The 15,742-nt window shown below is 41.5% G+C and carries 11 protein-coding genes; all 11 read right to left on the bottom strand.

The window, feature by feature from the left end:
• Window positions 1–21: 21 nt before the first annotated feature.
• Complete coding sequence (hisA, locus tag BHF69_RS08465) at window positions 22–804, bottom strand: phosphoribosylformimino-5-aminoimidazole carboxamide ribotide isomerase (protein ID WP_075670597.1); 783 nt, start codon at window positions 802–804, stop codon at window positions 22–24.
• Between the two features lie 59 nt (window positions 805–863).
• Window positions 864–1,904: an A/G-specific adenine glycosylase gene (mutY, locus tag BHF69_RS08470; RefSeq protein WP_075670599.1), complete on the bottom strand. Its 1,041-nt coding sequence runs from the start codon at window positions 1,902–1,904 to the stop codon at window positions 864–866.
• A gap of 10 nt (window positions 1,905–1,914) precedes the next feature.
• Window positions 1,915–2,628 carry a ComF family protein gene (locus BHF69_RS08475; protein WP_083651168.1) on the bottom strand — a complete coding sequence of 238 codons (714 nt, stop codon included), beginning with the start codon at window positions 2,626–2,628 and terminating at the stop codon, window positions 1,915–1,917.
• 73 nt (window positions 2,629–2,701) lie between these two features.
• The gene (locus tag BHF69_RS08480; RefSeq protein ID WP_075670603.1) at window positions 2,702–4,801 is read right to left on the bottom strand and encodes a lectin like domain-containing protein; all 2,100 of its coding nucleotides are present in this window, start codon (window positions 4,799–4,801) and stop codon (window positions 2,702–2,704) included.
• Between the two features lie 77 nt (window positions 4,802–4,878).
• Window positions 4,879–6,906: a lectin like domain-containing protein gene (locus BHF69_RS08485; protein ID WP_075670605.1), complete on the bottom strand. Its 2,028-nt coding sequence runs from the start codon at window positions 6,904–6,906 to the stop codon at window positions 4,879–4,881.
• A gap of 60 nt (window positions 6,907–6,966) precedes the next feature.
• On the bottom strand, window positions 6,967–9,048 hold the full coding sequence (locus tag BHF69_RS08490; protein WP_075670607.1) for a C1 family peptidase: 2,082 nt from the start codon (window positions 9,046–9,048) through the stop codon (window positions 6,967–6,969).
• Between the two features lie 97 nt (window positions 9,049–9,145).
• Complete coding sequence (gene recD2, locus BHF69_RS08495) at window positions 9,146–11,359, bottom strand: SF1B family DNA helicase RecD2 (RefSeq protein ID WP_075670609.1); 2,214 nt, start codon at window positions 11,357–11,359, stop codon at window positions 9,146–9,148.
• Between the two features lie 114 nt (window positions 11,360–11,473).
• The gene (locus BHF69_RS08500; RefSeq protein WP_075670611.1) at window positions 11,474–12,475 is read right to left on the bottom strand and encodes a rod shape-determining protein; all 1,002 of its coding nucleotides are present in this window, start codon (window positions 12,473–12,475) and stop codon (window positions 11,474–11,476) included.
• Window positions 12,476–12,706: 231 nt separating this feature from the next.
• Window positions 12,707–13,588: a Cof-type HAD-IIB family hydrolase gene (locus BHF69_RS08505; protein WP_075670613.1), complete on the bottom strand. Its 882-nt coding sequence runs from the start codon at window positions 13,586–13,588 to the stop codon at window positions 12,707–12,709.
• A gap of 270 nt (window positions 13,589–13,858) precedes the next feature.
• Window positions 13,859–14,020, bottom strand: coding sequence for a hypothetical protein (locus BHF69_RS14160; RefSeq protein WP_158022565.1), 162 nt, complete (start codon window positions 14,018–14,020; stop codon window positions 13,859–13,861).
• Between the two features lie 652 nt (window positions 14,021–14,672).
• Window positions 14,673–15,728, bottom strand: a complete 1,056-nt coding sequence (locus tag BHF69_RS08510) for an NAD(P)H-dependent flavin oxidoreductase (RefSeq protein ID WP_075670615.1) — start codon at window positions 15,726–15,728, stop codon at window positions 14,673–14,675.
• Window positions 15,729–15,742 lie beyond the last annotated feature (14 nt).

The following is a 15,742-nucleotide window of genomic DNA, read 5'->3' on the forward strand; positions in this document are numbered from 1 at the left end:
ATTTTCATAATTCCTTTTTCACTATATGATGGAATCGCAATATGATAATACATTCTCAAATTTCATGGTTCCGCCAAACAGATCCAGTGCACTTCCAATGGTCACATCAATCTGTCCCTTCCCCAGCTTCTTTAATAATGACAGATCCTCTTCACTTCGTACGCCACCTGCATACGTAATCGGAATCCGATTCCATGTTCCAAGGAGCTTTACCAGTTCCTGTTCGATTCCCGATGCTTTGCCTTCCACATCCACCGCATGAATCAGAAATTCATCGCAATACTCGGACAATTCATCCAGAACCTCCAGATTTAACACCACATCGGTAAACTTCTGCCACCGATCGGTTACTACATAATATCTTCCATCCTTCTTTCTGCAGCTTAGGTCCAGAACCAGATGTTCCTTCCCAACTGCCTCTTTTAAGGCTTCCAGATTCTCATACTGAATCCTTCCATCTTTAAATACATAAGAGGTGACAATAACATGGGTAGCACCCATCTTAAGAAATCTTGGTGCATTCTCGGCATTGATGCCGCCTCCGATCTGAAGGCCACCGGGGTAAGCTTTCAATGCCAACTCTGCCTGTCTGACATCCTCTTCATAATACTCTGAACCTGCCGGATTCAAAAGAATAATATGTCCTCCCTTTAATCCATGGTCCTTATATAATCCTGCATAATATCCGCCATCTTTGTCGGATATAAAATTCTCCTTAGCCTGATTGCCGACATCCATTAGACTTCCACCAACAATCTGCTTTACTTTTCCATTGTGTATATCAATACATGGTCTAAATCTCATATTCCAGTCCTACATTTCATTTTATTCTGATGTTTATTATAACAGATAAGTCATGGATTTTAAAGTGCTGCCTTAAATGGGGCAAATGCAGTCGGAATTGCATATGCATCCTCCATCTCCTGCCGTGAAATCCACACCAGATCTTTTAACTCCGGTTTTTCCTCACAAAGAATGTGAAATCCTGTCATATGCCATTCGATATGGCTAAAAATATGCTTGGCTTTTGCTGTCGTATCCAACTGGAAATGGGTAACCTGCCATTCCTTCAGCTTCCTTTCCATCTCCTCAACAGGAAGAATGCCCTCTGCATTAGGAAATTCCCAAAGCCCTGCCAGCAGCCCCTTCGACTGCCGTTTGTGGATGGCAATCTTATCCTGATATTCCAACAGAAAAATCGTCTTATGCTCAATCTTCCTTTTTTTCTTTGGCATTTTTACCGGAATCCGCTCCGTCAGATCCTCCTTGTAGGCACGACAGATCGTATCCCAAGGACACTCCTCGCATTTTGGCTTTCCATTAGGTACACATACCATAGCACCAAGCTCCATCAGTGCCTGGTTAAAATCACCTGCCCGTTCTTTTGGAATGATTTCCAGAAGATCCTCTGTAATCGCCTTTTTGGTAGACTGCTTCAGAATATCTCTTTCATCACCGGTAATCCTCGTGATTACCCGAAGCACATTGCCATCTACTGCGGCTACCGGAAGTCCAAAAGCAATGGATCCAATGGCACCAGCTGTATATTCTCCAATTCCCTTTAAGGAAAGGAGCAACTGATAATCCCCGGGAATTTCTCCACCAAACTCATCCATCACCTGATTTGCTGCAACCTTAAGATTTCTTGCCCGATTATAGTAGCCAAGTCCTTCCCACAATTTCATCAGCTTATCGTCTTCTACGGCTGCCAGATCTGCCACCGATGGCAGTTCTTTCATAAATCGGTCATAATAAGGCTTTACTGCCTCCACTCTGGTCTGCTGAAGCATAATTTCAGAAACCCATACCCGATATGGTGTTGGCTCCTCCCTCCATGGAAGGATTCTGGCATTATAATCATACCAATTTAACAATGCCTTGCTGATTCCAGCATCTAAACTCATACTTCATCTCCTAACTGTCTCCCCGACCAATGGCCATGGTCAAGACGTATACTTTTTCAATTCCATGTTTCTTTAATATTCTCGTACAGGCATCTGCAGTGGCACCTGATGTATAGATATCATCGACTAAAAGAACCCTGCGTTCTCCCCGATAATACTTCTCCTGCCAGAAAAACACTTTAAGAAGAGCTGCCCGACGTTCCAATGGAGAAAGCTCTTTTAAAGGTGTGGTCTCCTTTCCCCGTATTAAAAGCCTACGATTAACCGGTACAGATAACCAGCCAGCCACTTCATTGGCAAAAAGCTCCGCCTGATTAAACCCGCGTTTCCTTTGTTTTTTTCTGGCAAGAGGTACCGGAATAATTCCATCCAGATCCAGTTCTCTTAATATTTTCTCATACTGCTCTCTTCCCATACGCCCATAAAATTTTACGAATTCACGGCGATTTTTATATTTTACCGCTAAAATAGAAGGTGCCGTAGCTGTATCATATTCTACAATGGAAAAGCCCCGGTCAAAGGATAGTTTACGCCTTTTGCAATCGTAACAATACTCCTGCTCCTTTGACAACAGCGGTTTCCCACACTGATAACAGTACGGCTGCCTTATTCTCTTTACCTTCTTTCTACAAGAAGGGCAGATATCGCCCTTCTGATCCTCTAAAATCTCAAAACAGACTGGACAGTGCTTCGGGTATAATAAATTCCAGATTTCCTGATACATATTGCCTTCTTTCCCTTCTCTCCAAGGGCTGCCTGTTCTCATCCTGTCATATTTTAAAATAGCACACTCAACTCTACTTGATCGTCTTAGATCTGTATCCGCTCAGACTGCTATAGATCTTAGTAGAGCCTGATTTTGTATATGCTCTGACTTTTACATAATATTTCTTTTTGGATTTTAATCCAGTCAGAGTTACGCTGGTAGAAGTTGTTGTTTTCTTTTTCACATACTTGCTGCTTCCCGGTACCTTTACATAAACCTCAAACCCACTTGCCTTATATGGCTTATTCCATTTGATCGTCAGCTTTCCTTTGGAAGTACTGGAAATAGAAGAAATGGATGGTGCCTTTGGAGCAATCTTAAAGGTTCTTGTAAGACTTCCACAATAATTTCCATTTCCAATAATGGTCATGGTTGCAATTCCCGGATTCTTATTATTGCTATAAGTAATGCGGTAATCTATTCCCTTCTTTAAGGTCGTTCCATTTAATTTTACCGTCGGTGTCTGAGTAATGCTCTTTCCAGTGTAAGTCTTTTGTGTATCATGCGTTACCGATGCTTTGCTGATACTCTTTAATGTAGTTCCAGTATCTTTTGTATAAGCCTTTAAGCAGAAGTTGGCATTCTTCAAAGATTTATAGTCATCATATTCTGAATAATATACATAATTATCCGTAAGATCTTGGTATTCTCCATTTTTTATATCTGTAATGCTGTCTCCAAAATATCCCTGTCCACTCTCTGCATCCGCTAAGGAAGTATAGTCATACCACCGATCCTCTACTGGGAAGCTGATACCCTTTGTATCGGATACAATTTCAATCGCCACCAGATACTTAGAATCCGTAATGGTTACTGGTGTATCCAGATTGATCACCTGGAATCCGGTATCATTATACTTATTACTGTCACTATTATCAATGGTAGTCGTTGCCACCTTCTTTAATTTTGATACATCTCTGGATGGAGATACGTATACATTCACGGTTACGCCACTCTGCAAGAAATAACTGGATACAGAAGTTACCTTCTGCTTCTTCGTAGTGCTTCTGGAGAACTTATTCATATAAACCAGTTTCTTGCTATTCACTCTATAAGTATCTGTCACTCCCAGTGGGTCATATTCATACAGATGATCATATAATCCACTTCTGTTGGTGGTAGACATAACACTGGTGGATTCAGAAAAATATTCTTCATAGGAAATCCAGAAGTAACCGCCTTCTCCCCAGTCTTCCCCCCAGCTATTCTTGACAAGAAATGCGCCATCACTATCCGGGCGACAGCCTTCATAAAAGTTCTCTCTGGAGAAGTTATCATCCCATCCTACGACCGTAATGGCATGGTTGGAATAAGACCTAAGAGGATTGCTTCCTCCAGTTTCCCGTAGATCACTTAAATAAGCCACTCCCTTTGTACCATCCTCATAACTGAAGGAATGATAATTGGCAGCATTGGAGTTCTTGGAATAATAACCAGAATAAATAGCCCCGTAGTTATAGATCATAGATTTCATGGATTTCAGATAGTTCTTATAAGCCGCCTTCTTCCACCATCCATCATCGTTTAACGTATACTGCACATCACCAAGCAGCTTTGCCTTCTCCACATAAATATCTGTCTTTGTCTTCGCTTTTGTAGTGGAGATGCTTCTCTGCTCTCCTCCATCATAGGCGTCCTCTGACTCTAATACTGGTCCAGTCAGTGTTCCTCTGGTCAGATATGCCATGGACATAAAGTAATTTCCACCATCGTTGGCAAGAAAATCATAGCCATACACGTTCTCCTTATCCGGATCACTGGCTGTCATGGAATACTTCATATGATTTTCAGAAAAGTCATATTCCGTTCCACTGTTCTTTTTCAAATAAGATTCCAGATTGCCATAAGTAGCAAAGATCCAGCAGGTTCCCAGTGGGTTCTGATCTTTTACTGATGTGGTTTCAGCAGAATATTTTTCCAGATCCTCCGCTGCATTCTTTGGAATCATCTTTGATGGTAAGGATCCGATATTTTCCTCTTCATAGTCCATGGTTACATGAGAAGGAATCTTTCCTCCTTCACTATTGGTTTTCTGATCAACGCTTCCTGTTCCTGTAATCGTCATGGCAGAAACAGATGTTGGCAGCATCATCGTGCATGCCAAAAGCGCAGCAATTATCTTTTTCTTCATTCTTGCTCCTTTTCTTCTTCCTCTTTTATCGCTAAAAATCTATTGTCATTATAACTGAAATCAAACCTTGAAACAATCTATTTTATTGTTCTTGATCTCCATAAACTCAGTTTGCTATCGATTTTTTCATTTCCAACTTTTTTATATGCACGTATCTTCACGTAATATTTTTTCTTTGAAGCTAATTTCTTTAAAACAGCACTGGTAGCAGTCGTCGTCTTCACCTTTGTATATCGGCTGCTTCCAGGTTTCTTTAGGTAGATTTCAAACCCATCCGCTTTGTATGGCCGATTCCACTTTAAAGACAGACACCCTTTGGAATTACTGGATATGGATGTAATCTCCGGTGCTTTTGGCAATATTCTATATTGCTTTGCAACAGATCCACAATATTCCCCATTGCCCACAATGGTCATGGTAGCGATCCCCGGGCTGATCCAATTGTTATAGGCAATCCGATAATCCGTTCCTTCCTCCAGTTTTGTGCCATTTAAGGTTACTGTCGGACTCTGGCGAATTCCTTCGCCTGTATAAACCTTATCCGTATATCCGGTTACCTCTGCTCCACTTAAGCTCTTTAAGATCTTTCCAGTATCCTTCGTATACGCCTTCAAGCATACATTGGCGTCTTCCCATCCTGATTTTTTGGTTAAATCTTTGTATTGCCCCTTCTTGATCGCCATAATGCTACCGCCAATATAGCTTTGTCCCTGCTCAGCAACTGCATTGGAAGAATAACCAGACAATTTATCCTCCAATGGATATTCCAGATATTGTTCTGAAGATTCCAGCTCAATGGCCACCAGATATCTGGAATCCGTAATGGTTACCGGTGTATCCAGATCGATGACCTGGAATCCGGTATCTTTTATCGTTACCGTCGCCTCCTTCCTTAAATGCTTCACATCCCGATCCGGAGAAATATATACATTGGCTGTTATTCCTTTGCTCAGAAAATAGCTGGATACTGCTGTAATCTTCTGCTGTCTGGATGTGGTTCTCTTAAACTGGTTCATGTAGGTAATGCGATCATCAAAACCGACCAGAGAAGAGGTACATCCAAGTGTATCATATTCGTACAGATGGTCGTATAAACTGCTTCGATCGGTCATCCTAGTCACAGAGCAGGTGTGTTGAAATAGTTCCTCATAGGAAATCCAGAAATACCCATTCTCTCCCCATGTATCGCCCCAACTGTTCTTTACCAGAAATGCTCCGTCTTTCGTTGGCCGGTTGGACTTACTGAAATTCTCCCTGGCAAATCCATCGTCCCATCCCACTACTGTAATTGCATGATCCGGACCTGGAATTTCAGAACTGTCCCTCTCTGCTTTTATATTGCTTAAATACGCAAGTCCCTTTGTTCCGTCCTTATATTTAAAAATATGATAATCTCCGTTGGAGGAATTATAGCAGCTATAAATCGCTCCATATTTGCGGATCATGGCTTTCATGTCCTTAATATAGCTTTTATGTTCACTCGTCTTCCACCAATCAGAGGTGATCACATCATACTCCAAGTCACCAAGAATCTTCGCACCAGCCACATAATCACCCGTTGCTGTCTTTTCCAGTGTAACCGACAAGCTTCTTTTTGTCTTTTCATCATATGGATCATCAGCCTCTAACACAGGTCCTGTTCCGGTTCCTCTCGTCAAATAGGCAAGAGACATCCAGAAATTTCCTCCTGTATAGACAGAATAATCAAATGCATATGGATTTTTCGTCTTCGTATCACTTTTGGTAGAAATATATTTTACGTGATTCTCAGAAAAATTATATTCGATTCCGGTCTGCTTTTTTAAAAAGGATTCCAGATTGCCGTAGGTAGCGAAAATCCAACAGGTTCCCAGACTTCCCTGATTGCCCACCGGTGTTGTCTCGGCTGTATAATCCAACAGATCCTCTGCTGCATCCTTTGGGATCATTTTGAAAGGAAGATTTTCATGATTCTCTGTCCCTTTTTCATATGGAATCTCAATCTTTGGCTTCACATACCCCCTGCCTTTTTCTTCCTGACTTATGACCTCTCCATAGGCTGATCCTGGTATTCCAGCCACTATAGCAAAAGTCATGATCCATGCTGCTACTTTTTTCTTCATCATAAGCAACACCTCCCCTTTTAAAAGAAAGCACTGCTTTTGTTGCAGCACTTTCTTAAACTCTTATTTTATGGTTCTTGAACGCCATTTACTAAAGGTACTATATACCTTTTCACCTTTGGAAGTCTTGTATGCCCGCACCTTTACATAATATTTCTTCTTTGATTTCAATTGCGTAAGGGTCGTTTTCGTAGATGTGGTCGTCTTTGCCTTCATATACTTACTACTTCCAGGCTTCTTTATATAAACCTCATATCCCGTTACCTTCGGAGAAGACTTCCATTTCAAGGAAAGCTTCCCTTTGGAAGTACTGGATATGGATGTGACTGTTGTACTCTTTGGTGCAATGGTATAATTCTTAGCAACAGACCCACTATACATTCCATTGCCCACGATAGTCATAGTCGCAATGCCAGGATCCGTCCGATTACTGTATACCACACGGTAATCCTGGCCTTCTGAAAGCTGCTGTCCATCTAATACTACCGTCGGCGTCTGGCTGGTCGCCTCTCCTGTATAAGTCTTATTGACACATCCGGTCACCTCTGCCCCAGACAGGCTGGTAAGCTTCACTCCCGTATCCTTTGTATAGGCTTTGATGCAGACATTTAAGTTTTTGCCTCCCGGCTGCTTTACCACATCCACATAGTTTCCTTTTTTTACACCAGAAATTCCTGTATCGGCAATATAACTCTGCCCAACCAAGGCCTCTGCCTTTGGATCGTAACTCTCCAGTCTGTCTTCTACTGGATAAATAGGATCCTCTCCCTCTGGCGCGATCACCTCAATAGCCGCCAGATATTTGGAATCGATAATCGTGACGGGCTGATCGGAAAAATCAATGACCTGATAACCCATCTTATCCACTTTTTGCTGTGCTACCTTTACCAGATCTTTGGCATCCCTGTTTGGAGAGATATATACATTAATAGTTGCGCCAGGCTGTACAAAATAAGTGCCAATGGCGGTTACCTTCTGTTGATTCGATGTACTTCTATTAAACCGATTCATGTATACAAGGCGTTTTTCATCCCAGCAAGCCCAGGAACCGGTCAATCCAAAGGTATCATATTCATAAATATGATCATACACTTCCGCTCTCTGCTTCACATCCGTCACAGTGGTTGCCAAATCAAAATATTCCTCATAGGAGATCCAGAAGTATCCATCCTCTCCCCAGTCTGTTCCCCAGCTGTTCTTAACGAGAAAGGCCCCATTCTTACTCGGTCTGCAGTCCATATATTCATCATGGTAGAAGTTATTTCTGGAAAAATCGTCGTCCCATCCCACTACAGTAACGGCATGATCCGTCTGATTGATATCCATATTTCCTTTCCGCTTGGTGCTGATATAGGACCATCCTATTTTTCCATCCTCATAAGTGAACTGATAATCCGTAGCATCAGAAGAATAATAAGACACATAGATGGCCCCATACGCTTTGATCATGGCCTTCATATCCTCTACATAACTTTTGTGTTCGTCACTTTTCCACCACTTAGAACCCTCATTATAATAAGGCGTTCCTAACGTTTTAGAACCTGTCACATAATGTCCGGTAACCGGCTTTTTATTCAACTCACTTACCGTAGTCTTTACCGAATCATCATTGTTATATGGGTCGTCTTCTTCCAGAACCGGTCCAGTTGCCGTTCCTCTGGTCCAGTACGCCAGCATCATATCGATATTACCACCCTGGTAAATATCCCAGGCCAAGCTGTATGGATTTTTCCCTGTGGTCATCCCCTTTGCCATCAGATTCTTTGGATGATTCTCTGAAAAATCATATTCTGTTCCTTCTTTCTGCTTTAAGAAAGATTCCAGATTGGCATTGGAAGCAAAAATCCAGCAGGTTCCCAGCGGATTCTGATCCTTTACCGGAGTCAGCGGTGCAATATAATCTGCCAGATCCTCCTTTGCCTCCTTCTGGATAAACTTTGATGGAAGACCTTTTGTATCCATCGTTCCCGGCTGATAGGTAAGCCCAGTTACTGAATTCATAGAACCTTTTCCATGTTCTTCGCTTTCCCTCTTTACCTCCTGATTTCCCCGCTTTGGTACACTGATCGTTGTTGCTTCTGTCGGTACCGTCACAAAAAACATCATTGCAAAGCTAAGCGCGATTTTCCATATTCTTTTTTTCATTCTTTTTCTCCTTCCCAATTCAAATTCGTTCTTTCCTGTCCAAAAGTAGAAATCATTCCTATAGAGGTGTGAGATATCTCCCGCTAAGTTATATATATTATATCGCAAATTCCTGTATTCTTCTATCTAATGTAGAATATCTTTTCATTTCTGTCACATTATCTATCATATTCTGTACGGTTCGGTCACTTCCAACGATGGTCAGACATTTTTTTGCCCTGGTGACGGCCGTATATAATAGATTCCGGCTCATGAGAATCTGCGGGCCGGTAAGTAAAGGCATGATCACCGCTGGATATTCACTTCCCTGAGATTTATGAATGGTAACCGCATAAGCAAGTTCCAGCTCATCCAACATAGCGTAGGAATAATCCACGTATTTATTATCATCGAACACCACTGTAACCGTCTCTGAAAAGGTATTGATTTCCTTCACAATGCCCATATCTCCATTAAATACACCAGTTCCTTCATCCCGAACAAATCCCTTTCGTCCTTTGATGGTCCATTCCAGATTATAATTATTCTTAATCTGCATCACCTTATCCCCTTCCCGGATCAGTCCAAAAGAGGTTTCTTTCTCCTGCTTTTCTGCAGACGGGGGATTGATATACCTTTGTAGTACCGTATTTAACCTTTCCACGCCCAGCTCCCCTTTTCGCATAGGCGTCAACACCTGAATATCAAAAGGTGTGGTATCCACATAATTAGGCAGCTTATCTCTCATCAGATAAACTACAACGCCAATAATATCATTAATAGTCATCCGCTTAAGAAAAAAGAAATCTCTGCTTTTATTATCCAGAGAAATATACTGTCCATCGTTGATCTTATGGGCATTGACCACAATATCACTGCCGTCTTTCTGGCGAAAAATCTTCTTTAGCTCTACTACAGCAAATTTTTTTGATGCGATAATATCCTTTAACACATTTCCCGCTCCCACACTTGGAAGCTGATTCACATCTCCTACCATAACCAGCCGGGTTCCTGGAAGCGTAGCCATCAAAAGGGCATGAAACAGATACAAATCTACCATGGACATCTCATCCACAATAATCACATCCGTTTCCAATGGATAATCTCGATTTCTTTCAAATCGCATGGCACTTCCATCTTCCGTACCTCCATTTAACTCCAGCATCCGATGAATGGTAGAAGCCTCTCTGCCAGTGGCCTCTGTCATCCGCTTTGCTGCACGGCCAGTAGGCGCACATAAGAAAATATCCATTCCTTCCGACTCAAAATACTGGATCAGCGCATGCACGGTGGTTGTCTTTCCTGTTCCAGGTCCCCCGGTTATGACTACGATTCCATTTCTCGCTGCCGCCTCAATGGCTTTTTTCTGCATCGTATCCAGTTTCATTTCTGATTTTCCCTCTACCTTTTCGATGGTAGATGCAAGTTCCTCATCGGAAACCTTATAGTCAACATTCAAATCCCACAGCATCTTCGCTGTATTTAATTCCATGGAATAGTACTGGCTAAGATAGATCATTTCTCCATCTTCTCCGGTCTTTGCCATAATCTTGCCATCCATGACCAGATTCATCATCTGTGTCTCGATCATTGCCGGCTCCAGACTTAAAATCTGCGCTGCCTTCTGGCATAAAAGTTCCTTCGGAAGATATACATGTCCCGCTGCCACTCCCTGTTGTAAGGTATAAAGGATTCCAGAATGAATTCGAAATTCCGAACTGCTTCCAATTCCTACTTTTTCTGCAATCTCATCTGCAATCTTAAATCCGATTCCATGAATATCCTCTGCCAACTGATATGGATTCTTCTTAATGATCCCATACAGATCATCTCCATATTCTTTATATATCTTAGCGGCAAAATTAGTAGCAATCCCATATTGTGTCAAAAACATCATGGCACTTCTCATTTCCTGCTTTTCCTGAAACTGTACAACAATATCTCTTGCCTTCCGCTCAGAAATTCCCTTTACCTCAGCCAGGCGTTCGCCTTCCTCCTCAATGATCCGAAAGGTATCTCTCTTAAATTTTTTTACGATTCGCTTTGCCAGAGCCGGTCCCAGTCCTTTAATGGCTCCAGATCCCAGATAACGTTCCATACTGTCCGTATCATCTGGCTTCAGAATCTCATAGGCACTGACCTGAAACTGTGGCCCATGCACCGGATGATCCACATACTCTCCATCAGCCCCTATATATTCCCCTTCGTTAATATAATTAAAAATTCCAACCAGTGTCTCTTCCTCTCCAGACATGTCAAGACTTAGCACTGTATATCCATTGTCTGGGTTCCGAAACCTGATATGATCCACGTATCCTTCTACACGGCTCATAGTACCACCACTTTCTTTTTATTTTGGGCATTTTTTGTTACAAAAAAATGCAAGGAATTTCTTATGTAACAAAAAATGCCGGAAACATATTCGTTCCCGGCATAAAGGATTCTCTTATTCAGGATCTCTTTCTCCTGCTAAAAATTCGATGTATTTACCAGTACCAATTGCAACAGCTGTTAAAGGTTCTTCTGCTGTCATTGTGTTGATTCCAGTATTTTCTTCGATCAATTCTTCCAATCCCTGAAGCAACGCACCGCCACCTGTCAATACGATTCCACGATCAGAAATATCTGCTGCTAATTCTGGTGGAGTTCTCTCTAAAACGCTGTGTACAGCATCTACAATCTGGTATGCAGGTTCCTTTAATGCTTCTTCTGTTTCTTCAGAGGTTACAGTAACTGTCTTAGGAAGACCGGTAACAAGATTACGTCCACGAACATCCATCGTGATATTCTCTGGTCGCTTATAAGCAGTACCGATATTGATCTTAATATCTTCTGCTGTTCTCTCTCCGATTAACAGATTATGTTTCTTTCGCATATAACGTACAAGAGCTTCGTCAAAATCATCTCCAGCTACTTTAATAGAAGTGCTTACGACAACTCCTCCCAAGGAAATAACCGCAATATCTGCTGTACCTCCTCCGATATCTACGATCATGTTACCACATGGTTTTGAAATATCGATTCCTGCTCCAATAGCTGCAGCTACTGGTTCTTCGATAATATTTACTTCTCTTGCTCCTGCAGCATAAGTTGCATCCTCAACTGCCTTCTTCTCAACTTCTGTTGCTCCACTAGGAACACATACACTGATACGAGGCTTTCTGCCAAATAAAGACTTACCAGTTGTCTTGCTGATAAAGTACTTTAACATCTTTTCTGTAACGGTGTAATCAGAGATAACGCCCTGACGCAATGGACGAACTGCAACGATATTACCAGGAGTTCTTCCAAGCATCAATCTTGCTTCTTCCCCAATTGCTTTAATTTTATTTGTATTACGATCAAAAGCAACCACGGATGGTTCTCTTAATACAACTCCTTTTCCTTTTACATAGACAAGTACACTTGCAGTACCTAAATCAATTCCGATATCTGTGCCTGATGCCATAGCTATCCCCTTTCATTCCTCTATCTTTAACTTACTTTTTTCTCCATGTACATAATTAGATAAGCCATATGTGCAAACAGACCTTATGGCTTATACTCTTATTATTATAAACAAATTCCAGAAAAATTCAAATCCTTTTTGCAGTCTTAAACAAAAATTAAGAAAAAACGATGCATTTCGACCAAATCCCCGAAGAAAATACCCTCTAAACAGCAAAACTTCTTAAAAATATCATAGCTCAAAGTTTTCTCTGTCTGCTAAAATACATTTTAGAATATATGCAATTCCATCCTTTGTATTGGCCCTTGTCTGATAGACACACACATTTTTGATCATCTCAACTGCATTGTCCATGGCAACGGAATGAAGTCCCGGAATGGATAACATGGAATAATCATTCTCACTGTCGCCTATGGCTACGATCTCATCCACTGTAAATCCTTTCTCCTTCGCATAATCCATCAAGCCAATTCCTTTCTGTGCATCTGAAGAAGTAATCTCCAGGTCTGTTGGAACTGTAGATACGACTGCTAATCCTTCTATCTTTTCTAACTCTCCTCTTGCCTGAACTAAAACCTCTGGAGTCACAGATTGGGTAATGACCTTCAAGACTCTGTCATTTCCTTCCAGCAATTTTTCTTCTCCGCCCGTAAAGGTAACCTCCTGTATCAAATTCCGAAATTCCTCTTCTGTGTATACAAAATCCGGATGATTGACCTGCATTGCCGGAATCATTACCTCCTTGGTATAACGCTTTAATTCTTCCAGAGAAAGCACAGAGGCTCTTCCATCCTGAGTAAAAGGAGTTGGAACCAATCCATATTTACGAAGAATATCAAAAATCTTTTTCACGGTTTCCTTTGGAATATCGTGTTCAAACAGCCGTTTGCCCTCTTTATCATATCCACATGCTCCATTGCTGCAGATCATATCGCAGGACAATCCTGCCTGGTCAAGAATCTTAGTGACATTCTGGTATTCCCTTCCAGTATTGATAATAAATTCAATTCCTTCTTCCTGTGCCAGTCGAATAGCATCCACATTCACCTGTGTAATCTTCCGGTAACTATCTAATAATGTACCATCCATATCGGATGCAACTAATCGTATCATAATGAGCCCTCCTTCTGTCTGAATTTCCTTCAATTTTCTATTTATCTTCCAGCGAGTTATATCAACATCCTTACCTTACCATGCAAATACAAAAAATGCTACACAAACCTGAGAGGAATTTTTATGATTCCCTAAACAATATTTCCATGATTTAAGGGTTTTGTGGACTAGATGAAGAAGAAAATTTCTCCTCCTGCGCCTAGGATGCCAGAACGTAAGAACAACCAAAGCTGTCTGGATCTACCCCGAGCCAAACCCTAATCCGCTCCGCTAGTCGGGCTTGGCATGGCACAAGACGAACTGCATTCCTCTTTTCCATAACAGTTGGAAAGGTAAGTAAACTTCCCTACCAACTGTCCTATGGAAAACAGTCATCTTCGATGCCTGAAGCAGTTCTGGTGATAGAATCCAGCCAGCAGGTTGTTCTAGCATTCCGCATATGTCGCTTTCGGAGAAGTTTTCTTCTTTTCCATGCTACGTTTCTCCACACGAATACGGGAGAAGCCAATATACTACAAAGAACGAAACCATTCCGGTAAAGCAATCTGCGAAGGAGCTTACATGTTTTCTCAGGCAGAAAATCTTTGGCAAAAGCGATGCTTTTGCCCGTCCATAAGGACAAATGGCTGGAAGCTTGCTTACATAGCCATTTGTCCCTGGACGAGAGATAAGATTTTCGTCTGTCGTGGTATAGAACAAGGAAAAACATGTATCAGATTTGGAAGCTCCGTAGCCTGATTGCTGACCGAAATGATTTCGTTCTCACATATTATCCATAGTTTAGAATACCAAAAACTCTATAACACAAACATATCCCCAAGGAAGGAACAATCGTTTTACGCATCGATGTGCATCCCTCGGAGGGTTTTTGTTGCATAAGAAATTCAAAAAATTTCTTACGCAACAAAAAAAGAAGCTGTTCCCACTCGTGATTACAGCTTCTTTCATTTTTATATTTTATTGAAAAGAGAGGATAAAAAATATATGAAAAACTATGGTTTAAGTATACCAAAGATCTCTCTCAATTCAATGTATAAACCATGAAACTTTCTAAACAAACCATAAACAAATCTATCTAATTTATTTATTTTGTAAATTCTTCGATAACCTCTTTTACCGTTTTGATCCGGTCTGCCTTCCATGCGTCTGCACCACAGAACAACAGCGCATCATCTACATTTCCCTTAACTGCATTGACCAGTCCTTCCGTAATACAATATAAGGTTTCGGCAGGATTACATGCCTCCATACAGCGATGACAATGCTTTGGTGCGATCCTTCCTTCTGCTTTCACTCTCTTCATAAATGCATTGTTGATCGCACGTCCTGGAAGTCCTACTGGACTCTGAACAATGATAATATCCTCTTCCTTGGCATTTATGTAAGCCTCCTTGTAGCGGATATCCGCATCGCATTCTTCCGTCGTAACAAATGCAGTTGCAATCTGTACTCCATCTGCACCCAGATCCAGATAATGCTGCATCTTTTCTTTATCGCTGATTCCACCACCTACGATGATCGGAATGTGCTTTTCATACTTTTCTTCATATGGTTTCACCACTTCCATGATCTTCTTAATCTCATCATCATACGCACAGATATCGATATCTACCAGTTCCTTTGGCTTAAATCCCAGATGTCCACCTGCCAATGGTCCTTCGATAACTACAGCATCTGGTGCAATCTGGTGCTTTTTATCCCAGCGCTTTAAAATAATATTGGCTGCTTTTTTCGATGATACGATCGGAACCAGCTTAATATCACTTCCGGCTGCTGCCTGTGGAAGCTCCATAGGAAGTCCTGCTCCGGTAATGATCATATCTGCCCCACTTTTGATGCACTGCTTTACATATTCCTCATAATGGTTGGTCACTGCCATAATATTGACTCCGATGATCCCGCCATCTGAGATTTCTTTGGCACGCTTGATATGCTTGTCCAATGCACGCATATGAGGTTCTAACTGATTGGTATCCCAGTCCGGTTCATCATAACCAATCTGAGCTGCAGAAATCACACCGATTCCGCCTTCCTTTGCCACAGCTCCGGCAAGAGAACTTCTGCTTACACCAACGCCCATGCCTCCCTGTACAATTGGAAGCTTTGCTTCTAAATTACCGATTTTTAAAGGTTTTAACATCTGATATCCTCCAT

Source organism: Anaerostipes sp. 992a (assembly GCF_001940245.1).
In the GTDB taxonomy this organism is placed as follows: Bacteria; Bacillota; Clostridia; order Lachnospirales; family Lachnospiraceae; genus Fimousia.